A 25,262-nucleotide genomic window follows, 5' to 3' on the forward strand; every position below is an offset into this window, starting at 1 on the left:
AGTTATATCTGTTTTCTGTATGTCTAGCATTTCCCCGTCGCTTGTTGTTTTTGCTGATGATAGCTTATCGGCAAACTCTAAAGTTGTATCTGGTGAGGCTCAGTTTGAGAATGGCTCATCAGTGCGGTTCGGAGATACGCAAGTAAATATTTTAAGTGATGAAGTTCTTGAGGTGGTCAATCCAGATGGAAGTGTAGACACTATTGAACAACGTGCTGATGGTGTCTATATCAATGGGTCATTTTATATGGATTATCAAAAGAATGAAATCGACCTAAATATATCTTTTAGATCATACGATCCTAATGTTTGGAATTACGTCAACACAATACATGGGAATAAACAAGCTAACACATTCGCTAATTTCATGGCTGATGCTGGACTAAGTTTTATAATTGGTAAGATAGGTGCTGTATTGGGAGGTCCATGGGGTGTAATAATTGGTGGAGCATTTTGGGGTATACAAGCTTATCAGGCTTACTTGGATTCACAAAGTCCATATCCATACTACATAACAAGTACTTATATCCATATTTCTCAAAGAAAATGGAAGTTTATCACTGAATTCTATAGAAACTCAGACTATACTGGGTATGTAAAAAACGAAACAAGCTACGTGAATTTCTAAAATATAAACCCTGCCTAGATATAAAGGCAGGGTTTATATTTTAGTTAATTACTCAAGTAATTTGTAAGCATAATACTTGCGAAACTCTATTTGTTCAAGCGGTTCAAAAGCTCTTGTTTTTATCCTCAAGCTCAGTTCTCCTTTGCTCGATTTCTTCACGTTTTTGGGCGATTTCTGCTTGCGCCTCGGGAGTTTCCAAAGTGCATTGTGACTTGTGAAATTCTACTAGCATATCAACGATTTTTGGGTCTAATTCGTTGACATAACCAGTATTTGACCATTTCGGCACGTTGCTTGCAGGTGCTTGCTTTTTGCCGCCTTTTTTGGACGTTTTGGCTTGTTGTTCAGCTTTCTGACTATAGTTGGCTTCGTGGAATTTTCGTGCATCAACCTTGATATTATGCGTTTTGTAATGAATTAAAAATTCGTTAGTCTTTTCTAAAATTCAGATCTTTCAAACTCTGGACACTAGCATTGATAACTGCACCGACAATTAAAATCTTAGCGATGAGAATAAACCAGAACATCATGACCACCACGACAACGGAACTGAAAAAGCGGACGTCCACTAGGTGATTGACATAATTATTGATATAGACTGAAAAGATATTGAGTAGTAAGACCAGAGTCAACAAGACAAAGACACTACCTGGCAACACATAGCGAATTCGTCGGACCGTAACATTAGGCAGGAAATAATAAAGCATGACCAAGATAGCGAAAATCAAGGCATAGATCAAGGGGCCTGTTAGGTCTTGCAGATAATCAAAGATAGGACTATCCGATTTCCAGTAGCTCTTGATAAGGTTGAGAAGCATGCGGCCAAAGACACTCAAAAACAGAGCTAAGGCGAAGAGAATCTGCAAGCCAAAACTGACAAACAAACTCATGAGCTGACAGGAAATCATTCCACGATTTTTAGCAACTCCGTAAGCTTTGTTAAAGGCTTTCTGTAGGAAATTCATGGATTTTGAAAAGGTCCAGAGGGCTGACAAAACCGCAAAACTCAATAAGCCTGTTGACGGTTGGGTCAGCACTTCTGTAATAATCTTTGCGACCACATCATACATGGTTTCTGGCAAGAATTCATTAACGACCTTTAAAAAATTGGAAACTGGAATCTGAAAATAAGGGAGGATATTGACCACCACCAAAAGCAGGGGAAAAATCGAAATCAACCAATAGTAGGCTACTGCGACACTGGTCAACTCACTATCTGATGCTTGATAATAATGCAAAAAGGCTTTTAATAAAGGCTTGTCTATCAGCCCTTTCCACCACTTCTTCATGTAACACTCCTTCACTTATAATCTTGATTAATTTCTTCTTACCAATTCCACCATATCATAAGGCAGGGTATTGGCAGCTTCCTTCAAGGAATAGTTCTCTAAGTTATTGACATTTTGTCGTAACTTCTTGGCATACTTGGTCGTAATTAATCGTTTTTCTTCGTATTCGAAAATCAACTTGCGCTCCAAATAATAGCCTCTCAGCATTTCATCGATATTGTTGGGTTTGACACGATTGATAACCCGTTCGACAAAGGCACCACTGGTGATGATAGCTGTTTCACGGAGACGAGAATCCTGCATGAAGCTAATCAAGGAACTCTTATAAACCCCTTTTAGATTCTCCAAACTTTCGATAATCATCTCTGTATTTTCTAGATAGAGCTCTGCAATTTGGTCATAGTCAAGGGCTCTGAGTTTCTGTGATTCTTCATTTTTCCAACTACGGAAGGTCTTGCCAAAGGTAAAGACTTCGTGAAGGAGAAAACGTAAAATACGCAAGGAAACAAGGAAATAATAGGTCAATCGTGAAGCAAACTTGCGATTGATGCTTTGTTCCATGTTTTTCAAATAACGCTGGTAAACTCGATAGGCACGCTCACTCATCTTGTCTTCTTCGTAAGCCTGTTCCAGACCATCACTCTCAATACTGAGGATAAGAAGTTTCAAGGCCTCCCAGTCCTCTTGCTCTCCCTTATTTTCTTGGTTCAGGATAAGGTTCTCTATTCGTCCATGGTAATTGTCAATAGCTGCATAGAGAGGGAGTTTATTTCTAGTGTCTTCCAACTCTTTTTCCAACTCTATCGTTACTTCATTCAAAATAGCAATATGCATGAGATGGTCCTTACTTTCTTCTTGTTCATCAGAAAGATGAGGCAGGATTAAGAGACCTGTTAAAAAGCTTACCAGCGTCACACCTGCAACGAGGAAAAGTAAGAGAGGATACTCCTGCTCTAGATTACTTGGTATCAAAAGAATCGTAGCAATCGACACGGTTCCCTTAACACCTGAGAAGGTCAGGAGAAGCATATCCTTTATATACTTATTTAGCTTTTTCTTGAGTCGTCTAGTCCTATAGGCAAAATAGCCATAGATCATGACAAAACGAATGGCAAAGAGGACAAAGGTAAGGGCTAAAAGAGATACTAGTAAGAGTAGAGGATTATAGATTGGATTGATCAAGATAGGTTCTGCTATCATTTCCAACTCCATCCCTAAAATCACAAAGACAGAACCGTTGAGCATAAAGTTCACTGTATGCCAGACCGTCTCAGTCACCGTATCCACTTGGGCTTCAAGGAGAGTAATTTTCTTAAAACGGCTTGCCTTTAAAATCCCAGCAACCACCACGGCAATAATTCCTGAAACATGGACTTCTTCTGCCAGGAAGAAGGTCACCAGAGGCAAACTCAATTCTAATAAAAGTTCGCTGGCAATATCCGTTGCTCGCACACTCAGCAAGAAGGTATGGAGGAAACGGTTGGTCATGGCTGTTAAAAAGCCAACTAAAAAACCGCCTAGGATTGAAAAGATAAGCGAACTACTAGCTTGCCCAAGGGAAAAGGCTCCTGTTGTCCAAGCTGTCAAGGCTACCTGAAAGGTCACCAAACCAGAAGCATCATTCAAGAGTCCTTCACCCTTAAGGATATTGGACACGCGCTTAGGAAAGCTAAAGCGCTCCGAAAGAGAAGCAAAAGCCACCAAGTCCGTAGGCCCAAGGGCTGCCCCAACAGCCAAGCAAGCCACCAAGGGAAGGCTAAGCCAAAGAAGATGGGCCAAGCCACCCAAACTCAGAGTCGAGATAAAAATCACTGGAAATATGAGATAGATAATGATTCGCCAGTGTTTTAAAATAGCCGTAATATCTGCTTCCTCCGACTCTCGGAAAAGCAAGGGCCCGATAACCAGGGCCAAAAACAACTCCGTATTGAGGTGAAAGTCGGTATTGGGTAAAAAGAGACCAATCACAATTCCCAAAAGAATCTGCACCAAAGGGAGAGGCAAAAAGGGCAGGAGCTTATTGGTTGTACTTGAGACAATCAAAACCAGTAAAAATAGGATGAGGTAAATTAGTAATTCCACGCACTTCCTCCTTAATCTTTTTTACAACAGGATTCAAATATCTCCTTCTGCTCTTTGATTTTTTGGTCAATCTTGGAACAATCTTTGTGCTCAATTTTTCTCTGGCACCGTTCCATTTCAAGAGCAACTAATTTTTTCTTGATTTTAAGCATTTTTTTGCTCATATGCGCTTGATCTAGCACACCCACTGCTCGTTCGTGGTGGGTTGATTCAACAAAATTCTGGCGCATGGCATCCAGCTTTTCACGTAGGTATTGTTTATCCATGTCTATATCTCTCTAATTTTTCAATCATCACTAAAAATGGTGGATTGTTGATTTGGTTTAAAGTTCGGTAAATGGCAGCAGTATACTCTTGTTGATTCAACTGGCTCACAAAATCCAAGACAGCATCCCTCTCGATGTCGCCTCCTTCATGACCATAGTAGATCATAATAGCAATCCGTCCCCCTTTGACAAGCAAATGGCATAACTTTTCTAATGCTTCAATCGTTGTCTGAGGTCGGGTAATGACAGACTTATCAGCTGACGGCAGATAGCCCAGATTAAAAATCCCTGCCTTGGCTTCTGTCACAAACTGGTCCAGTGTTTCATGACCTTGTAAAATCAACTGGGCATTTGTCATTCCAGCTTGGTTCAAACGCTCTTGGGTCTTTTCCAAGGCTTGTTCTTGAATATCAAAGGCATAGACTTTCTTGGCTAGTTTGGCTAAAAAAAGTGTGTCATGACCATTTCCCATGGTCGCATCCACTACAATATCGTCCTGAGTTACTACCTCAGCCAAAAAGTCATGTGCAATCTCAAGTGGTCTTTTCATTTTCAAACTCCTGTTTTACAGCCTTGCATCCTTGAACGCTTCCACGACGCCGCATCTCCATCTCAATACTGTTTAGGACTTCCCATTTATTGAGGCTCCACATAGGGCCAATCAGCATATCCCTAGGTGCATCTCCCGTGATTCGATGGATGACAATATGCTTGGGAATGATTTCCAGTTGGTCACAGATGACCTTAACATATTCGTTCTGGCTCATCAACTGCAAACGTCCCTCGTGGTAATCTCGTTGCATACGCGTATTGGTCATCAGGTGAAGCAAGTGCAGTTTAATCCCTTGAATATCGTTATCCGTGACACATCGGCGGACATTTTCAAGCATCATCTCATGGGTTTCACCAGGCAAACCATTGATCAAATGTGAAACAATCTCAATCTTGGGATACTTTCTCAAACGTTTGACTGTTTCCACGTACAATTCATAAGAGTGAGCGCGGTTAATCAGGTCAGAGGTTGTTTCATAAGTAGTCTGCAAGCCCAACTCTACCGTCACATGCATGCGCTCCGATAATTCAGCCAAGTATTCGATAGTTTCGTCTGGTAAACAGTCTGGGCGCGTTCCGATATTGATTCCTACCACACCTGGCTCGTTAATAGCCTGTTCATATCGCTCTCGGATGACTTCCACCTTTTCATGGGTGTTGGTAAAATTTTGAAAATAAACTAAGTACTTCTGAACATCTGGCCACTTGCGGTGCATAAAGTCAATTTCCTTATAAAATTGCTCACGGATAGGCGCGTCCGGTGCTACGATAGCATCTCCAGAACCTGAAACCGTACAAAAAGTACAGCCTCCATGAGCCACAGTCCCATCACGATTGGGACAGTCAAATCCCGCATCAATAGGGACTTTAAAAGTCTTTTCTCCAAAGAGTTTTCGATAATAATCATTCAAGGTATTATAAGATTTCATAACTTTCATTATAACAAAAATCACCCACAATCTCAAAAGCCTGACTTTCCTATAAATTCCTCTGTTTCTCGTTTCCATTAGCCTTTTTTTATGATACAATATGGGTATGATTTTAATGAAATTAGCATCTATTTTATTATTGATACTGACCTTAGTCGTCTGCATTATCATAACCAAACTTTTTAGATTAAAAAAACTAGGACGAAACTTTGCGGATTTGGCTTTTCCAGTTTTAATATTTGAGTATTACTTGATTACAGCTAAAACTTTTACCCATAATTTCCTCCCTAGACTGGGGCTAGCCCTCTCGGTCCTAGCTATTATTCTCGTCTTTTTCTTCCTTTTGAAAAAACGTAGCTTTTACTATCCTAAATTCATCAAATTCTTCTGGCGTGCAGGATTCTTAGTAATCCTTGTCATGTATATCGAGATGATTGTTGAATTGTTCTTAATGAAATAATCGAATCCCTAAACATTTTCTAGGGATTTTTGCTTTCTCTACAAAATAGGATAGACAATAACACTATACAATTTTATACAAAGAGAATCCCTTAGAAACTTATATTCCAAGGGATTTATCTTCTATCTAAGACAAGAACTTCTCTCTAATCTTTAACGATAAAGAAAGTATCAAAATTTCTAGTCTTCTTTTTTACCTTTAGTGGCTACTAAGCCTGCACTCAAACCTAGAAGAGCTAAACCTGCTGCTACTGCTGCCTGTTCTGCCTCTGTTCCAGTGTTTGGCAAGTAATTCTTTTCATCTTGCTGGGCTTCAACTGAACGTGAGCTCACTTGTTTTACATCCGTTTTCTCAGTTGATACTTGTTGTTTTGTAGTTTCTTGAGATTCTGGTTTTTGAACATCTTGATCTTGTAGCACAGACTTACTAGCTTCTTTAGGAGCTGCTTTAAGCTGTTCTTGAGAAGCTGATTTTGTATCCTTTATAGCTGTACCAACCTCTACAATACGGTCCTGAGCTATAACTTTATCATAGCTTTCTTTATCAGTCCGCTTGCCATTTTCTACTTCAATCAAGTGAACACGGAGACCTTGTCTTCCTTCTTGAAGGATGCGAGTTTCACCTAGATATAACTTGTCAGACTTACGCTCCTGGATCTGGAAGTCAATTGTTTCTTCCTCAACCATAAGTTCTGGTCTGTTGAAAACTAGAGCATTGGATTCGTCCTCTGGAAGAGCGGTTCCTAGTTTAGTTCCGACAACGACAATACGGTTTGTTGGAGTCTGAACTATTTCACGGAATTTTTCTTCCTTACTTCCGTCAGGATTGATAGAGATAAGGATTCGTTCCTTACCAACTTGTCCTTCTTGTTCTAAACGAGTTTCACCAAGATAAAGCCTTGAATCTTTTTTCTCAATTGTCTTGTAGGCCAAATCTTGTTCAAGAACTTCTAATTTTGGTAAATCCTCCTGTACTGCAGCAACTGTCTTCTCAGAAACTAGTTTCTCCTTAGTCAACTGGATACGGTATTCCTTGACTTGTTTTCCACTCTCTGAAACTAGGCGAACAAGTACTGGAAGGCTATCCTCTCCACTATCTACAACTGTTGAAGCTACTTGATTATTTTCTTCAACTGAGACTTTTGGACGTTGACCTTTATAGGTGATTTGATAGTTTTGACGATTTTCAGTAAAATCTGGAAGTTCTTTTCCATCTACAAGAATCTTCGATTGAGTGCTTTCTTGAGGCAATTCGCTCGGTGCAAGGAAGGTCATCTCAATCATCGCAACACCGCTCTTATCTGCTTTACGCTCCATACGCCATCTCATAGCTTTGGCTTTCACTTCTTTAAATGTCACATTAATTTCATCACCCGCTTCGATATCTTTATTCGCGTGATACGGAACAGCAATCCAATTTTCTGGATTATTAAATGGATGATCTGTTTCGTAAGCTTGGTAGTTTGAATAATAAGTTGGCACTTCAAAGTCTGGACCAATATAGCGTTCCAAAACGAGTTTAGATGGTGCATCTGTACCACTATCTGCAAAGAACTGGAGTTTGGCTTGTGCAACAGTCCGCTCTACAATCTTACCCTTTTCACGGAAAATGACCCCTGTTGATACTTCTGGATTAGTGGACGGTCTTGTAGACCAGTTTGTCCAACGACGATTTTCTGAATGATCTCTGTCATTGAGATAGTCAACGCGGTCATGAGAATTTTTATCAATATCGTTGGTTGCTGAAGCAAAGGCCTGATTCCCATTTTCATCATAGTTAGGGTTATCTGAAAGAGCCTCACCAAGTTTATCTGTCACTCGTACAGTGAACTCTGCAGTAAGATTGCTACCAAGGACACGACCTCGAACAGTAAATTGACCTGCTTTTGTCAGATTTTCCGCTGGAACTTCTTCCCATTCAACTGTCAGGTCTTTTGTTTCGTAGCCTTCTTTACCTGTGAAGTAAACTGGAACCTTAGTCGGCAATTCAAGTGCTTGACCTACTTGTACCAAGCGAGCTTGTTTAACCGCAGCAACTGGTTTATGAGAAAGTAAGTTCTTATCCTTAGTGAAGTGCAGACGGTATTCTCCTAAGATGTCGCCATTTTCAGCTTTCGCGATGACACGAACTGGCTCACCTTCACGAACACTTGGAACGACGGTAGCGAGACCATTGTTGCTAACACTTGCTGTGACTGCCGGAACTTTTCCATCTCCAGACTCAAGGTAGTAGTCTGTTAAATCAGGGTTGAAGTTTGCTAAGGCTTTGCCGTCAACTTGGATTTTTGTTTGTCCTTGTTTGGCTGGCGCAACTTGTTTGGCAAAAATCTGTACTTCTGTGATAGAAGTTCCACGCTTATTGTCTGCTTTAACCATCCGAATGCGAACAGCATGGGTTTCAACCTTATCAAAACTAAAATGATTCATTTCTCCGGCCTTGAGCTGAGCTGGTGCCTTTAGATTAGTCACTGGTTTCCAGTTAGCAGGATCATTAAAGACATGATTTTCACCGCTTACAAAGCTAGGATTTTTAGGAGCTGTTGGAATGGTTGTACCAACATAATACTCAATCACATAAGACTTCGGTGCACCAACTCCATGGTCTTCGTGAAATCCGACACTTAGATTATCAACGGAACGTTTACTCAAGATACCTGAATCTCCAAACAGAACACCGACTGAAGCTTCTGGATTACTACGATTCCAGTTTGTCCAACGGTTGGCTGGTAGGTCATTAAAGGAAATCAATTTATCGTTGACATTTGAAACAGGATCGGTCGGATTTGAGTCTGAAGCAAAGGCAAGTGGTAATTCTGAACCGGTCCATTGGTCAGAAATGTTTGCTCCTTGCTCAGTCTGAGCAGATACGCGAACATGGAGTTTAGTTGTTAATTGCGTACCTTCTAGGCGACCATTAACTGTAAAGACACCTTCCTTGGCATATTGATCTGGACGAATCGCATCCCATGCAACCTTAGCTGATGAAACGTGACCATTTGAATCATATGTACGAACGCTTTCTGGTAATTGTGGTGCTTCTGCGACTGGAGTTGTCACACTAACTTCTTCAACTGAAACGATGCCTTCTACAGATACTTTAGCACGCGCTTCCAGGTCAATTCCTTCAACCTTACCTAACACTTCAAAGCTTTGATAGTGGTCTAGTTTTTCTTTCGGAATAGCTTGCCAAGTGACTTTGTGAGCTTTAGGGAAACCTTTGTCATACTCAACCGTTACTGTTGACGGAAGAGTAGGTTCTTGGTGTAAATCTGTCACTACATTCACAGGACGGATGGATTGCGCAATCTTCTTCTCAGTATTGGCTTGGATAGTGAGATTGATTTTACCCGTAGCACCCTCATATTCAGCTTTCAGAGTGAGTGCTCCTGGTTTATGCAACTCAAGCATTCCTTTTCGGACTACAACTTCCCCTTCACCGCTTGTAGAGAAGCTCACCTTATCAGCTGGTAATACAGCTTGCGTTCCATCTTGATAGTGAGCTCGAACCGACAAGTTGACTGTTTGGTCTTCTTTGAGACCGTCAGCTTGTTCCACTTGCAAGCTCAAATGGTCAATTTTTGGTGCTTCTTCGAGGAATTGAATTGCATAGGTTTGAAGAGGGCCACCATCTTTAGGCTGAACAAAGATGCTCGCACGCATACCGTTTACTGCGCTTGCTTGAAGAACTGTAACATCAGCATTTTCAGCACTTGCTGTTACTTCTGGCAATTGGGCACCATAAGCAAGAGTACGATATTGCATTGGTTGTTGACTAGTAAGACCTGTTACTGCTTCACCTCCAACAGTAACAGTTGGCACTACAGGTGCTGCAGCATTTCCTTCTTCTACTACAAGGGTTGCATGAATAGTTTCTCCAGCTAACTGACCAGTCATTTGAATACGTGATCCAGCTACTGAAAGTTTGGCTTTATCTGCTTCCGCAATCTCCCAGCTATCTACTTCGTACTCTTGTACACTTCCATCGGTTACAAGTATTGACACATATTTATCTACAGTGTTCAAGTCTGCTCCTGGAGCAACACGTTTAACTGTTGGTAATTCTTTCGCAATTGCTAGAACCTCGACACGAGCCTCTACCTCACGTCCATTTGCTGTACCTTTAGCAGTCACAACTCCTGCTTGACTAACATCGACTTGAGACCAAGTTACTGGAAGTTTTTCACGACTACCATCGCTGTATACAAAACTTACTGTTTTCGGCATTTTTGGTTCTTTACCAATTAATGTACGAACTCTTGCTACTTCTGTCCCCAAAACAGTCTTCTCTTGTCCTTCTTTTTTACCAGTAAAGACAGTTACTTGACTAGATTTCAAGAGATCTGAATGGGCTGTCAGTGTGAATTTACCTGCTTGTTCAGTTGATTTGACAATGGCAACGCCTTTACCATTAAATGCTTTACGAATCCAAGAACCATCTGCTTGCGCCTTATAGCGTTCACGGCTGGCTTGTTCCCCGTTATCGACACCTACAAGTTGGCCTTGTCCGTGCAATTGGAAGCGAACCAGATTATTAGCAGTTGGTACTACATTCCCTTGGCTGTCAACGATTTCGTAGTAGATGTATGTCAAGTCTTTTCCATCTGCTGCGATTGCATGGTCTTCCTTGATAAGACGAACTGCCGCTGGCTTACCAGCAGTCGTAATCTTATCTCGAGCAATTTCCTTGCCAGATTCATCACGAGCAATTGCTTCCAAGGTACCTGGTTGATAAGCAACTTTCCATTCAAGATACAATTCATTAGTATTAGCACCTTCTTGGTAAGTTCGTCCATCGCTAGTTTGTTTTTTAGTAAAGGTCTTCTGTCCTAGGGATTCACCGTTCAACAATAGCTCCACACTTGCAGCGTTAGAGTAGGCACGAACTGGAATTTTACCATCTGCATCAGCTACATTATCTTTTAGAGTTGGGTCCTCCCAGTTCCAGTGAGGAAGTAGGTGAACCATCGGTTTTTTCTGAGCAGATACCCATTGACTCTGGTAAAGATAGAAATCATTTTTTGGAATACCAGCAGTATCTACAATACCAAAATAAGAACTTTTGACTGGTGTATGATTTTGGTTGTGCCATGGCGTAGGCTCACCAATATAGTCAGTACCGGTCCAGATAAACTGTCCAGCATAACCAGCATTGTCCCGATCAAAAGTCCATGAAGCTGTTGCTGTTTTACCCCAACCAACACGATCATTTCCATAATCAGACTGCTCATAGTTACGATAGTCTTGATTACTGTGTACCAATTCACGCTCTGGACGATAATAACTTCCACGAGTACGAGTAGCTGAAGAAGTCTCTGAACCATAAATCAACCACTTTGGATGCTTGGCTCTAAGAACTTTGTAGTTATCTTCTGAGTAGTTAAATCCAACCGCATCCAGTTCATCAGCAATTTTCTCATGCCCACCGCTACCATTACCAAAACGGAACTTATCAGCTCCCATAGTCACATAACGAGTATTATCAACATCCTTGATTACTTTAACCAAACGTTTAACAGTAGCTAGAGAATGGGGATCGCCATTAGCTTCTCCAATCTCATTTCCAATAGACCACATAAAGACAGCTGGGTTATTTTTGTCTCTTTCTACCATGGTACGTAGATCATAATCTGACCATTTTTCCCCTTTTTTAGCTTCAGGGTGGGTTGCATCTTTTTCAAAGAAACGACCATAATCGTATGGTTTCTTACCTCCATACCAAGTGTCAAAAGCTTCTTCCTGAACCAATAAACCAAGTTCAGCTGCAATCTGTAATGTTTGAGGACTTGCTGGATTGTGGGTTGTACGAATCGAATTCACTCCCATATCCTTCATCTGTTTCAGACGGCGATATTCAGCCTTGTAGTTTTCCTCCGCACCCAATGCTCCATGGTCGTGGTGCAAGGAAACCCCGTGGAACTTGATGTGTTCACCGTTCAAAGAGAATCCTTGGTCTGGAGTCCAGTTATAGTAACGATAACCAAATAAATCTTTCTTAGCATCTACAAGCTGACCATCTTTGTAAACACGAGTCACCATCTCATATAAAGCAGGTTTATCGGACGACACTGTCCACAATTTAGGTTTTTCAACCTCTAATGCTGATTCCAAATGAATTGTTTCTCTAGCTTTTAGAATCTTACTCTCAGTTCGAACAAGTTCTGTAACTGCCTGACCGCCCCGTTCAAAAATTTGATACTCTGCTACGAGCTCATGATCCTTATCATCTGTATTAACGATTTTACTGCTCACATGAGTTTCAACCTTGCCATTTTGTTGGTGTTCAAGTTTTGGGGTTAAGATAGTTGTACCATTTTTCTCAACATGAACCTTATCTGTCACTTGCAAGCTCACATCACGATAGATACCACTTCCTGAATACCAACGACTACTTGGCTGTTTGTTTACTGCATGAACAGAAATAACATTTTCTCTTCCATCCTTATAAAGATAATTGGTAATGTCATATGAAAATTGATTGTAACCATTTGGATAGTGACCAACTAATTGACCATTAACAAATACTTGAGAATCCATGTAAACCCCATCAAAGGTCACACGGACATCTTTATTTAAATCTTTTTCGTCTAACTTAAAAGTTTTACGATACCATCCATCTCCACCATTCAGTTGGCCTCCTTCATTTTGAGACGGTGAATCATGATCAAAATCAAAATGAATACTCCAATCATGAGGAAGATCCATTTTTTTCCAAGAAGATATATCTGCATCTGGTTTAACAGCTTCTTTAGCATTGGCATTTAGTTTAAAGTGCCAATTTTGATTGAAAGAAAGGTTTCTATCTTCAATTAACTTATCAACAACTTCATTTGTAGCAGATTTGAATTCCTTCTTATCTTTTGAAATAGAAGGATCTTGTGATTCTGCTTTATTTGTTTCTTCAGATTTGTGTTTTTCCTCAGATTTATTTCTTTCCTCAGATACCTTCGTTTCTTCTATCCTACTTTTCACTTCAGTCTTACCTTCTTCTAAAGGAAACTCTGTCTTATCAGCAACTGTAGCTGGGGACTGATCTGCATGAGCTGGATCAGATACACCTACAATATCTGCATTATCCTTAAGAGATACATTATCCATTTGTTCACTTGCTTTTTCTGAAGCTATCACTTCAGATGTATGTCCGCTCTCTCCTTGATTTTCAGAATCATCATTCTGCTTACTTATTGAAATCAGTTCATTAGTATTTTCATTCGCATAAGCAGAAGAAGCTAGACTAAGGCTTGATCCTAATAACATCATACAGCTTCCTATGAGTACTGAGCAAGCACCAACTGAAAATTTTCGAATACTATAAACGCTCTTTTTGTTCCAATTACCTTTTTGCATGTAACCCTCCTTATAAGTAACCGCTTTCATTTTTTCTAAAAGCAAGCTCTTTATTATAATTATCTTATAATACAATTTTATAAACAATAAAAAATTTGTCAACCTTATACAAATAAAAACAATATTTTTGATTGTTTTTTATAAAAATTAGAGAATTTTTACAAAATAAAAATTACATTGGACAAACTAAACAGCTATATCTTGATTCTTACAAAGGGGGGACACCCGTCATTACCTTTATCCATACATAATAGATTGAAGGCTAGAACGAGATTTTTGAAACATTGTTATAAATTCATCTGAATCTCCAAATCGATTTATTCACATTTTATTTCAAGCTACTATAATTTTCAAACTAAGGCATAAAATACCTATCAGTCACTAAAACTATCAAAAAGAAAAGGCATTGAGACTATGTTGATAGTTCTAACACCTAACTCATAAAACCTTTTCAAAAACAGTATAACAGCTGAGTGAAAACTCTATTTTAGTAGTATTTTCATGACAAAACCTATCATATCAATATTTTCGAACATCCAATAATATGAGTTTTCCTTATTTTAAAAATGTTTATTTTGGTATCGTTTTAATACTTTTACCAATATCCAGTTAGCACTATAGTCATTTATTTCTAAGGTTCTGATAACAACAATAAGTAGGATTCTTTCATCCTTTATACTCTTAGAAAATCTCTTCGAACCACGTCAGCATCGCCTTGCTGTATATATGTGACTGATTCGTCAGTCTTATCTACAACCTCAAAACAGTGTTTTGAGAAGCCTGTGGCTAGCTTCCTAGTTTGCTCTTGGATTTTCATTGAGTATTACAGTATCTCATTTACTCTCTTTATCCGGAAAGAGGTAACCAATACCTACACAAGCTAGGACGCCTGCACCAATTACTAGACCACTTGAAATTGGCCAAAGGTCCAAAATTGCATTTGCGATGATGAAGGCAATAATCAAACACATCAGACTAGCCTTATAGTCCTTTTTCAAAAGATTCTCTAGAGTGAAAAAGAGGAACAAGCCTACCGGAATCAGGGCCCAGAGATTGACATCCAAACTTGGCCAGCCAACAGAACCAAAATACACTACTGTCGCTGCTGCTATTAAAAATACAATCCCCAATAATTTTTTCATTTCTTTATCTCCAATTTCTTTCTAGAAACTTGAACCATCTGATATCGACGCCTCACGTCCCTTACACCAATCATTATAGCAGAGGTCAGTTTCAAGAACAAGTTCTTTTGCCTATCTGGTCTCTATATCGGTCTAAGTGGTTCAATAATAGCCATAAAATAAGGAAATAGGTGAAAAACTTCCTTCCAAATAAAAAGGAATTAAGCAACCAAACGCTACTTAATTCCTTGAAATTGTCTCATCACCTCTATTAGCCTTTAAATTTTGATAGACTCTATTTTCTAATCAATATGACCAATATTGTCAATATTAACCCTTTCAATCAATTCATTAGTTATCAAAACTAAGTTCATTAATAAATCCAAAAAGAGTACCACTATCAAAGCAAACTAAATAATTGAGTTATAGATGACTATTTTCACAAAACTGTTTCATCATCACGCTATCTCAGTACATAAACCATTTTTTCATTCATAGCTTTTGTCTTAATCTTGATCTTTTTTCTTCAATCCAAGAAATGCACCTACGGTAAACATTATTCCAGCAATGAATGGTGTAAAACCTTCTCTAACTGTTCCGGTTTTTGGCAATCTATCAGAATTGTTAGTATCCAATTTACTATCGATATTGGTATGTTTATTAGCTATATTCTCTGGTTCATTAAGATAAACTTCTTTCTTATTTTCAAAGTTTTTATCATTTTTATCAGGAACTGTAGCTGTAACATCCTTAGTTGAATCAGATCTTTGACTTTCATCTAATTGACTATAATTTACTTGTACAGGAACTGTAGTTTTGACATCTTTAGTTGAATCAGATTTGTGTGAATGATTTTCTCTTTGTAAGTCTTCTTTTCTGTGACTTTCATCTAATTGATTATGATTTGCTTGCACCTTATCTTTCTTTTTGGATACATCAAAAGTAGGTTTATTCTCCTCTTCTTTTTTCTCCTCTATTTTCTTGAATACAGGTTTTATAAGGGTATCTTTTGACACATTAATAACATAACCAGCATCTTTTTTCCCTTCGACACCAGAAATTTCCCAGCCATCAAATTGATAGCCTTTTTCTAATTCCCCCTTATAGACAGGTAAAATGAAATCTTCTTCCGACACTATCTTAGAACTCATTTCTTTTCCATTTTGAATGGTCACAGTCACCGTATGAGGTTTTAATTCGCTTACCTCTCCCGTATCTTTGTTTAAAATGAATTCTTTTACGGTCGTATTTCTTGCAAAATCTTTTACAACAATCTTAATGTTTAGTGTCTTATCTGTTAGTTGTTTAATATCATCAAATGATTTGTATTCTTTTCCATTTACATAAATATGTTTGTCTTGAATCTCACCATCGAACCCATTATTTCTTTTATCATTGATGTTAAAGACAACAGATTTTCCGTCAGCATATTCAATACTAGTATTTCCCTTAGGATCAATGTTTACTTCTGGTTTAACATTATCATATAAAAATTGATAGTGTACTCCAACCGCTTTCGCATTCAAATCGCTATAGCCAGTTTGAAGATAAACATTTCCATCCATATCTGTTACCTTATCTGGGAATCCGTTTGCTTTATAGTCTTTCATTCCCCAGTCCATGATGTCACCGTCTTTAACATTAAGCTTAATGTTAAAATCTCTAGTGTTATCAATGTGTAAATCTCCGTAGATTAAATAATTATCTACAACCGATTCATTAACTCTCAACTCCCAGTTAAAACCACCCTTATCAGAAATCTTACCTCTTAAATAGAATTCTGGATTTCGTACATAGATTTTATTAGATTTAGATGGATTAAAGTAGTTCTTGTCCATTGAAAGGTTTACTGGTTTTGCATCAATAAATAACGTAGAGCCATCTTCTTTTATAGCTTCTACATTGGACTTATCCTCTCCAGTGTACTCTTTATCATCTTTACCAAATAATACAAGTTTAGAAGAATCTGTTACAAGATTTCCATCTTTATCGATTGCCTCCCCTTTATCGTTCATTTTAAATCTAAACACTTGATACCTTACAATGTTAAAGCCGTCCAAAGCCGACATTAATACGGGTTGAGTACTTCTTCCATCTTCAACATTTCTACTATCAGCATAAATTATTTTTTCTGATAAGACTCTTAGATTAGGATTGGCCTTTTGGATTTTTGCTATATCTTCCTGGCTATAGACTCCATTTCCTTCTAACATATCCGTTTTTCCAGGATTATAGGTAGTCACTTTTAGTGCATAGCCTTTTCTTAGAATGATGTTATCTTTTAACAGATATTGTTGTTTTTCTGAATCAGAATAGATTTTACCAGATTCCATGTCCGTTAAATTGTTTGGTTTGTTTTTTGAAAGATCTCCTTCTCCTAATTCTATTACATTCCCATAACTTGATGCATAAGGATATTCTGTCTTAGTTTCCTTATTTTTTTCAGGCATTCTAATTTTAGTTTCAGCTTTTATCTGATCATCATCTTTAACAAAGAATCTCATATCTCCTGCAAAAGCTAATCCATCCACAATATCATTAATATTAGCGTATAAATCAAATGTCATCGTTTTTGAGTGGGAATCATACTTGGTCGTTTTGATTTCTATAGTTTTATAGTTATTGCCATAATATACCTTGGCATTTTTAGAAACATTACTTATCTTTCCAAGAATTTCAAAGTGTCCATCTTTAGACGGGCTTAGAACACCATAAATTTTTGATTTGATTTCGTCAAGTTTTTCAGTTTCATATTCTAAGGCACTACCATCGTCATAAGCAATGATATTTCCCTTATCATCGTATTTATAATCGTATTCCTCTGTTCTCTTACCAGTTTCACTTGTAAAGTCATCAACTTCTCTAAATTTCTTTTTAATGAGTTTCTTCAAGTCTTTACTTTCAAACTCTCTAATTGTTGAAATCGTTTTATGAATAGTCAAGCTAGATTTTTCTTCGATAGATTCTTCATTTTCTTGATGATGTTCTACTTCAGTTGTATCTTTTTTAAGACTATCCTCTTTTCTATTTTCTAAATTTTTAAATTTAGATTCGGAAATCTCGCCAAGTTTTTGGTATTTAGATGAATCCTGATCAGGATCTACTAGATAATAGGAAATCATCCCCTTTTCATCAGCATGATCAGCAAATTTAATTCTATGAATCTTTGTGAAATTGCTAGAGCCATCTAGTGCAATGACTTCAATTATTTTTCCTCTTAAATCTCCTGCACCATTAATTTCATAAATGGTATTTCCGTCTTTGTCAAGTTTTCTATTTCTTCCTTGACCCTCACCTGCATAAGTTACTTCAAGATTTTTCTCAACTTCTCCATCTTCATTAACAAGAGCGGCGCCAGCATACCAAACTTCGTTTGCAATCTCGTCAAATTTTTCAGGATGTTCTTTTTGATCTCTCGCAAATAGGGTTTCATTCTTGTATTGATCTTTTACCTTGTGATAAGTATCCTTTGTGATCAGCTTAATTTTTTCAGGATTTGAAAAATCAACCGAAACAATCTTAGGAGCTGTGTTATCAATTTTTACAGGAATATAGGAAACCTGCCATGGGTAATCTTTAGTTAATCTATATTTAAATTTATAGAAATATTGACCTTCCGCAATCGGTTCAAATTGACCTCTTATCCTAGTAGCTGGATCTTTGGTATCCTTGCTTTCTGGTGCATTTTCTTCTTTCCCTCTAGGATTATAGATGAGTCCATCCCATTTCAAGTCGCCCCAAACTTTTAGCTTAGAAGATTTGATTCCCTTTGCATCATTTCTTTTAGAGTTTAAAATTCCTTTAACAAAGTGTTCTCTCGAAATGACTTTTAAGTCTCTTTGATTTTCTCCCTCTTTATTTGTATTTACTATTGAAATCATTCCTTCTTCTGCACTTCTTAATACAAGTGGAGAAGGTGTTAATCCTCTCTCAAGTTGAGCATCTTGAGGATTTCCATTTGAATCTAAAGGATAAATTTTAGCAATATTAGAACCACTTGATGATGGTGCGTTGATCCCTTCGTTATTGAAAGCAAATAATTCTGGATTTTGATCTAGGGATGTTGTATTTTTATCTTTTCTATTTTGTATAACTCCTGCTGGATTAAATTTATCTATACCATGTTCTCCACCAATTCCCTTATTTAAGGTTCCTGGAATTTTTGGTTTACCATCATCATCATAACCTTCCATTGTTTTTGATTTTGAACCCTCTTCCCAGGCCCATTTATCAAGGATTGGTTCCTTGTTCCAATCCCCAGCAAATCCCATTAGAGGCATCGATAAAGAAGGTTGGAAATTTGTTTTCTTACCATTGGAGTTTAGAGCTTCCATTTCTTCCACTGACTCAAAATGAATAAATGATTCTACAAATTTATTTTTATTTTTAGCCTCTCCAACGTTTATAACCGCATTTAAATCAAAGCTAGAATTTGGGGCTATAGTGAAAGTGTCATGCTCAAATGTAATATTTGCATCTTTTACTTTCTCTGGGTGAATTTCTGGAACAATTTGCTTACCATCTGGAGATTTTTCATCTTTGTATGTTTCATCCAGTTTTAGTCTATCAGTTAGAGCATCTGTAGTTACCGCTGATGCTGAAACTTTAAAGGTTAAAGGTCTGTTTGATGTATTGTGAAGCTTAATTGTAAAGTATTTTTTATCTCCTTTTATTTCTTTAAGAGAAATAGAACCATAAGAGTTTACCAAACCTTTAGAATCCGTGTTTTTGAAAGTCGCTACAACTTCATTCCTCAATGCATTGGCAACATTAATTAGCCCTGCTCCCTGTTGTCTAGGTGATGCAAAGTATTGACTTTTTTCTTTCCAAGACGTTGCATCCATCATAGGCCGTGCAGTATTTTGTAGGGCAATTTTTGTAAGACTTGTAAGGTCTATTTTGTCATCTCCCTTAAGATTTTTCAAGGCAGGTCTTTCAAGCATTTCCTTTAACTTTGGTCTAATCAAAACAGTAGAAGCTGCTACGATTGGAGTTGCCATACTAGTTCCTGACATATAGCCATAAGTTGATTTCCCATTAATGACATTGAGAGTGGATTTAATGTTTTTACCAGGTGCTGAGACATCAGGCTTTAAAAGTAAATCTGTTCTCGGTCCCCAAGATGTGGATCCTGCTGGAACTATGACATCTTCTTTATACAATTCTTTGTCTGTGTCAGGTGCAAACTTAAAGTCAATCTCTTTTTCGTCACCTACATTCGGTTTATTAGAATTATAGCTGGCCATATCAATTGGATAGTATTGCTCCAATTTATCTTTGAAATCTTCCTTACTATTTCTTTTAACCTCAGTTTTTTTATCAGGATTAATCATGTTCCATAGCTTTACACCATCATCTCCTGAAATTGAAAATACTTGACTTTTAGTCCCTTCATCCGCTTCATATCCCATGGCTGGAAGCTCTGTCCAATTATCTCTATTGTAGTAATTGACAGTATTTACAACCATAATGCCACGTGCGCCCTTATCCGTTGCTCTTTTAAAAGCATCTTTTAAATCCTTGGTATAAATTCGATCCATTACTGCAATTTTGCCCTTAAGATCCAATCCTATCAAATCTTGGTCTTGACCTTTGCCTATATATACAAATTTCAATTTATCAGGAGCTTTTGAACCATCTTCATTTGTTGTGATTTTATTCTTATCGAAAAAGGCCCCTATATTTCTGTATTTAAAATTTTCTCCACCTATGTTGACTTTATCAAACTCAACTGTCTGATTTTTAGCAGAAGCGACCGCTATCGCATCTTCATGTGCTGCAGTTCGCGTTACATTTCCAGTGTCGGTCATTTTCAGATTATTATTTGCCACTAAATCCCATGAAGAACTTGAAGCAGAAGTCGCATAGTTACCCGTAGCTACAACCATTGGAATGCCTGCTTTTCTTAACGCTCTAATAGCTTCCCAATATTTCTCACCTACAAGACCTGTTCCTGTAAAGCCAGATGATACCGAAACAACATCGACATTGTGTTTGATCGAATCTTCAATAGCATGAAACATTGTTTCATCTCCTGCGAAGCCAGATCCTGCGTCAGAGTACATTTTATAAGAGAAGATCTGTGCATTAGGAGCAATTCCATCTATTCCGTTAAAGTTTTTAATATCTTTTTCAGTATCATTTCCCGCAAGAATCCCTGCAATATGCATCCCATGTGGATCAAAATAATCGCTTCCATCATCAGCTTTTTCTACAGTAATTTTGCCACCATTATAATAATTGAAAGCATGAGGAATTTTATCACTCAACCAATAATTTTTATCAGTACCTTTTAAGTCTTCTTTTTTAAATCTCATTGAGTCTTTGGCATCATCATCGATTCTCATAGCCTTATGCCTATAATCTGTCCCAGTATCGATGTTTGAAATGACCATACCCCGACCATCAAAGTTTTTCCCAAATGGAGCATTGATAGATTTTAGGTAATCTATAGCCTCTTCAACTCCAATTTCCTTTCTGGCATGATTCATCATTGGTTGGACTTTTTGTGATCGTTCAACCGATGAAATACCTTCTATTAGTTTAATTTTGTCCAGATTATCTGGAGTTGTTTCTATTGCAACACCATTAAAAATTCTATCATAAGTATATAAAACTTTTGTATCCTTAAGATTGGATAATTCCTTGATTGCTTTTTCTCCAGATTCTTTATCTTTAAATTCAGCAATATAGACAAGTTTATCCTCTTTTTTGGGACTTTCTGGGTCTTTACTTGCAGACGAGTCCACTTTATCTTCTTTGGATTGATTGGAATCTTCTTTTTTGCTTGTTGCTTTTTCGTTGTTAGCTTTATTATCTATCACAGATTCTTTACTAACAACTTCTTTTTCCTCAATAACTGTTGTTTTCTTCTCTTCAGTATCCTTTGAAGTTTCTATAGCATTATGAATATCTTCAAGTTTTTCTTTGTTTTCTTTTTGTTTATCTACTACTTTTTCTTTATCAGAGATATTTAAAGCATCTTCAGAGCTAGATGTGTCTGCTAAAACTACCTCATTAGGGACATATGCTGCTAAAATAACTGCAGCTGTGGTTAATGACAATACTGTACTTTTTTTCATTTTAATTCCTTACATATTTATTTAACTTCCAATAGATAGAAAACTTTAACTTTGCTAGCCTTTGTTATAAAAAGTTTTACTAAGTATTATCTAGGAAATAGAGTAGTACATTTATATATAATTGTTAGCTCTCTGAAAAATAGTATATCAATTAAAAAAATTTAAGTCAAGAAAAATTAACATGCGTTAATTTATTTTTTAATACGCATTAAAAATATAGAGTCCAAAACTTTCGTAGTTAGCTGGGGTACATTATCAGAACATTCACACCATCAAAAATAGTAGCAATCAACTTAAAGCACTAGCAGAATCACAAAGTCAAGCATCATTGATGAAATATCAGCGCTATTAAACAATATAAATAACCGCTAAGAATAAGGCTTAACGGTTATTTTCTACATATCTAACTTTTCAAATCCTCAGTCATATGTTCACCTATGACCTAAGCTTTACGAGTGGCTTCTCTAGCAACTAATACTCAATGAAAATCAAAGAACAAACTAGGAAACTAGCCGCATGTTGCTAAAAGCACTGCTTTTAGGTTGTTGATAGAACTGACGAAGTCAGCTCAAAACACTGTTTTGAGGTTGCAGATGGAAGCTGACGTGGTTTGAAGAAATTTTCGAAGAGTATAAGCTAAATCGGCGATTACACTTACAGTATAGCACTCTGAGAATAGATGGCAAGGAATTTTCATTTCTATTAAAAAAAGCCTGTCCTGAGACAAGGCTTTGATATTCTATTATTTACGAACCTGCACTTTCGTAGGCATCTAACCCTCTATCCCAAAGTTTAAGGGAAATGACAAAGAAAATAAGGGAAATCAACATCAAACCTCCGATGTTAAAGAGAACATCCTTGTCCTGCAAGAAATAGCTGGCAGGATAGTAGGCCGTAAAAGCAAAGGGCACGATAAAGCTAATTAACCAACGAAGTAGTGAATTATAAATGGAAATCGGATACTTGGCAAAGTCATTGAACATATAGAAAATGTAAATCATGGCGCCTGACTGCTTTGTCCAAAAAGCGATACTGGCTGTCGCGATTTTCAAAGAAGTATAAATCAAGGTCGCAAATGGTATGCAGACTAGAAAAAGCAGGAATTTAGGAAGAGTCCAAGCAATGCTGGTCACTGTTGTTCCCAGTAGAATGCCACCGACCAAGAGTTCTCCCAAAGCATCAATCTGAAAGGTTTCAACTAGGATGTGAAAGAGAGGATTGATAGGACGAGTCAGATACTTATCAAATTCCCCTTTTCGCACCAAGCGCTGTCCTAGAGCCCAGAGATTGTCAAAAAAGAGATGGTCCAATCCCTTGGGAATCAAGGAAAAACCATATATAAAGGTAATTTCTTGAAAAGTCCAACCTTCTAGGGATGGGATGTGTTGAAAGATGACATTGAGAAACAAGAGGTTCAGACCTTGAGTCAAGAAGACTCCTAAAACCCCCACCACAAAATCAACCTTGTACTCCATGATTTGTTTGATGTATTGTCTGATAAAAATCAGATGCATGCGTTGATATTTTTTCATACTAACCTCCTTGAATGGTGATAAATGACTGGACTCGTTTCCAAATCAACTGAGACAAGCCCATCATCACTAAGAGCCAGAAAAACTGCAAAAGGAGTGCCTGAAGCATCTGACTGGCATCGTATTTTCCAACAATGATCATAACTGGAGTATAAATCAAGGATGAAAAAGGCAGGAAGGACAGAATATCTGCAACAAGCTTTGGAAAGAAAGCCAAGGGAATCAAACTTCCAGACATAAAGGCCACTATGGAAGTCTTGAGTAAATTGGAACCCCATAGATTTTTAAACACAAAGGCAGAAAAACCAAAACAGATATTAAAGAAAAAGTTAATCAGATAGGCCAGCGTTAAGCTAAAGAGGTAAAGGACAGTTAATCCCAGCACTTCTACAATCCCTTGCCCAGATAAGATTTTCATCAAAACAATAACGCTTAAAAATGGCAGTCCAACAGAGATAAAAATCAACCACTTGGAACCAAGCTCGGTAAAGAGATAAGAGGCTGCAAAATGCACTGGTCGCAACAAACGCATGATAATGGACCCATCCTTGACCTCCTCTCCAATCATAAAGGAGCTATCTGACCTAGTCAAAAGATTAGTCACAAAACTCATGATGATGTAGAGGGTGATATCTGCCATACTAAAGCCCTGAATCAAAGACTCCTGCGAGGAATCAAAGACAGCCTTCCAGAGATAAAAGGCCACAAAAGCACCCATAACATCTCCGATCCGATAGAGAATAAAGTTGACTCGATAGGTAATCAATTCCTGAACACCTGCATTGATAAAGGGTTTATAACGTCTCCACAATTTGACCATCTTAGAGCTCCTTTCGGTAGAAGCGGCGGATAATATCCTCAATATCCGTATCCACCATTTTCAAATCGCGGATTTCAAAATCAGACAGGGTTTGCTTGATAATGTCAGCCGACTGGTAGAGGGAACTATCGAATTCAATGTTGAGACTATTCCCTTGTCTATCAATTGTCATATCCGAAAACCCTTCATAGTGAGAAACGAGATGACTTTGACCTGGTAGCAGTTCAAAGGAGAGTGTCTTCATCTTACCAAAGGTCTCCTTGAGTTGGCTCACCGTTCCATCAAAAATCTCCTGTCCCTTGTCTATCATAAAAATCCGATCACAGAGTTGCTCAATGTCGCTCAGGTCGTGAGTGGTCAAGAGAATGGTGGTTTCTTCCTCCTGATTGATTTGGGTAATAGCCCGACGAATGTTATCCTTGACCGAAACGTCCAAACCAATGGTAGGCTCATCTAAAAAGAGAACCTTGGGATTGTGAAGCAAGGAAGCTGCAATGTCCGCCCGCATGCGCTGTCCCAATGAAAGAGTTCGCACAGGATCCTTGATAAAGTCTTTCAAATCCAAGACTTCATTTAAAAAGTCCATACGCTTATGAAAGAGAGAGTCTGGCACATCGTAAATCTCCTTCAAGACCGTGTAGGTCTCTTGCAGTGCCAAATCCCACCATAGCTGGGTTCTTTGTCCAAAGACAACACCAATATCTTTGACATAATCTTGACGATTATCCTGCGGAATCTTGCCGTTAATCCGACAAAAACCAGATGTCGGTTTTAAAATCCCTGTCAGCATTTTGATGGTTGTCGACTTTCCAGCACCATTTGCCCCGATAAATCCTAAAATCTGCCCTTTTGGAACTTCAAAAGTCAAATCCTTGACCGCTTCAAAGATCTGCTTTTCAGGATGAATAAAGGAACGCAAAGCCCCCTTCAATCCCGGTTCCTTAACTGTCTTCACAAAATTTTTCTGAAGATGTTCCACTTCTATCATTGCCATATCTATCTCCCTATCGCAAGGAATAGCAACATTGTGTTTTTGACTACAAACATTCTAAATCCTTACTTTCTAAACCTGCTACATTTTATTATTACAGAAGGCTTTATACCAACCTATTATAGTCCAATAAAAACTAAAATGCAAGCGTTTGCCTAAAGTTTATG

13 protein-coding genes and 1 pseudogene are annotated in these 25,262 nt (G+C 37.9%); 2 read left to right on the forward strand and 12 right to left on the reverse strand.

Annotation, left to right across the window (positions count from 1 at the left end; translation table 11 throughout):
* Positions 1-19 precede the first annotated feature (19 nt).
* Positions 20-628 (forward strand): hypothetical protein, encoded by a 609-nt coding sequence (locus FJR77_RS07245; protein ID WP_140834165.1) that lies wholly within the window; start codon positions 20-22, stop codon positions 626-628.
* Positions 629-714: 86 nt separating this feature from the next.
* Here the strand turns inward: FJR77_RS07245 and FJR77_RS07250 are convergent.
* From FJR77_RS07250 to FJR77_RS07275, 6 genes and pseudogenes are all read right to left on the reverse strand, one after another.
* Positions 715-917 (reverse strand): annotated as a pseudogene (locus FJR77_RS07250) (hypothetical protein).
* 139 nt (positions 918-1,056) lie between these two features.
* Positions 1,057-1,917, reverse strand: a complete 861-nt coding sequence (locus FJR77_RS07255) for a YihY/virulence factor BrkB family protein (RefSeq protein ID WP_140834148.1) — start codon at positions 1,915-1,917, stop codon at positions 1,057-1,059.
* A 27-nt stretch (positions 1,918-1,944) separates the two neighbouring features.
* On the reverse strand, positions 1,945-3,999 hold the full coding sequence (locus FJR77_RS07260) for a cation:proton antiporter (RefSeq protein ID WP_140834146.1): 2,055 nt from the start codon (positions 3,997-3,999) through the stop codon (positions 1,945-1,947).
* An 11-nt stretch (positions 4,000-4,010) separates the two neighbouring features.
* The gene (locus FJR77_RS07265; RefSeq protein ID WP_000361085.1) at positions 4,011-4,265 is read right to left on the reverse strand and encodes a hypothetical protein; all 255 of its coding nucleotides are present in this window, start codon (positions 4,263-4,265) and stop codon (positions 4,011-4,013) included.
* Positions 4,258-4,815 (reverse strand): tRNA (mnm(5)s(2)U34)-methyltransferase, encoded by a 558-nt coding sequence (locus FJR77_RS07270; protein WP_181146619.1) that lies wholly within the window; start codon positions 4,813-4,815, stop codon positions 4,258-4,260. The genes FJR77_RS07265 and FJR77_RS07270 overlap by 8 nt, the downstream gene beginning before the upstream one ends.
* A complete protein-coding gene (locus FJR77_RS07275; protein ID WP_140834142.1) occupies positions 4,799-5,755 on the reverse strand; it encodes a TIGR01212 family radical SAM protein in 957 nt (318 codons plus the stop codon). The genes FJR77_RS07270 and FJR77_RS07275 overlap by 17 nt, the downstream gene beginning before the upstream one ends.
* Positions 5,756-5,846: 91 nt before the next feature.
* Between FJR77_RS07275 and FJR77_RS07280 the strand changes: the two genes are divergently transcribed.
* Entirely contained in the window at positions 5,847-6,206 is a 360-nt protein-coding gene (locus FJR77_RS07280) for a DUF3397 domain-containing protein (protein WP_125451426.1), read from the forward strand.
* 179 nt (positions 6,207-6,385) lie between these two features.
* Here the strand turns inward: FJR77_RS07280 and bgaA are convergent, their stop codons facing one another.
* The 6 genes from bgaA to FJR77_RS07315 form a co-directional block, all read right to left on the reverse strand.
* Positions 6,386-13,549: an LPXTG-anchored adhesin/beta-galactosidase BgaA gene (gene bgaA / locus FJR77_RS07285; protein WP_140834140.1), complete on the reverse strand. Its 7,164-nt coding sequence runs from the start codon at positions 13,547-13,549 to the stop codon at positions 6,386-6,388.
* 833 nt (positions 13,550-14,382) lie between these two features.
* Positions 14,383-14,691, reverse strand: coding sequence for a hypothetical protein (locus FJR77_RS07295; protein WP_140834139.1), 309 nt, complete (start codon positions 14,689-14,691; stop codon positions 14,383-14,385).
* Between the two features lie 485 nt (positions 14,692-15,176).
* Positions 15,177-21,752 (reverse strand): S8 family peptidase, encoded by a 6,576-nt coding sequence (locus FJR77_RS07300; protein WP_140834136.1) that lies wholly within the window; start codon positions 21,750-21,752, stop codon positions 15,177-15,179.
* Positions 21,753-22,498: 746 nt separating this feature from the next.
* Positions 22,499-23,284, reverse strand: a complete 786-nt coding sequence (locus tag FJR77_RS07305) for an ABC transporter permease (protein ID WP_140834134.1) — start codon at positions 23,282-23,284, stop codon at positions 22,499-22,501.
* A 1-nt stretch (position 23,285) separates the two neighbouring features.
* Positions 23,286-24,104, reverse strand: coding sequence for an ABC transporter permease (locus FJR77_RS07310; protein WP_140834132.1), 819 nt, complete (start codon positions 24,102-24,104; stop codon positions 23,286-23,288).
* A gap of 1 nt (position 24,105) precedes the next feature.
* Entirely contained in the window at positions 24,106-25,098 is a 993-nt protein-coding gene (locus FJR77_RS07315; RefSeq protein ID WP_140834130.1) for an ABC transporter ATP-binding protein, read from the reverse strand.
* Positions 25,099-25,262 lie beyond the last annotated feature (164 nt).

Origin of the sequence: Streptococcus shenyangsis (assembly GCF_006385785.1) — a bacterium.
GTDB lineage: Bacteria > Bacillota > Bacilli > Lactobacillales > Streptococcaceae > Streptococcus > Streptococcus shenyangsis.

Bases quoted from the DNA above. Each gene is read 5' to 3' on its own strand.
- FJR77_RS07245 (WP_140834165.1), top strand. From the start codon at position 20: ATGTCTAGCATTTCCCCGTCGCTTGTTGTTTTTGCTGATGATAGCTTA.
- FJR77_RS07255 (WP_140834148.1), bottom strand. From the start codon at position 1,917: ATGAAGAAGTGGTGGAAAGGGCTGATAGACAAGCCTTTATTAAAAGCC.
- FJR77_RS07265 (WP_000361085.1), bottom strand. From the start codon at position 4,265: ATGGATAAACAATACCTACGTGAAAAGCTGGATGCCATGCGCCAGAAT.
- FJR77_RS07270 (WP_181146619.1), bottom strand. From the start codon at position 4,815: ATGAAAAGACCACTTGAGATTGCACATGACTTTTTGGCTGAGGTAGTA.
- FJR77_RS07275 (WP_140834142.1), bottom strand. From the start codon at position 5,755: ATGAAAGTTATGAAATCTTATAATACCTTGAATGATTATTATCGAAAA.
- FJR77_RS07280 (WP_125451426.1), top strand. From the start codon at position 5,847: ATGGGTATGATTTTAATGAAATTAGCATCTATTTTATTATTGATACTG.
- bgaA (WP_140834140.1), bottom strand. From the start codon at position 13,549: ATGCAAAAAGGTAATTGGAACAAAAAGAGCGTTTATAGTATTCGAAAA.
- FJR77_RS07295 (WP_140834139.1), bottom strand. From the start codon at position 14,691: ATGAAAAAATTATTGGGGATTGTATTTTTAATAGCAGCAGCGACAGTA.
- FJR77_RS07300 (WP_140834136.1), bottom strand. From the start codon at position 21,752: ATGAAAAAAAGTACAGTATTGTCATTAACCACAGCTGCAGTTATTTTA.
- FJR77_RS07305 (WP_140834134.1), bottom strand. From the start codon at position 23,284: ATGAAAAAATATCAACGCATGCATCTGATTTTTATCAGACAATACATC.
- FJR77_RS07310 (WP_140834132.1), bottom strand. From the start codon at position 24,104: ATGGTCAAATTGTGGAGACGTTATAAACCCTTTATCAATGCAGGTGTT.
- FJR77_RS07315 (WP_140834130.1), bottom strand. From the start codon at position 25,098: ATGGCAATGATAGAAGTGGAACATCTTCAGAAAAATTTTGTGAAGACA.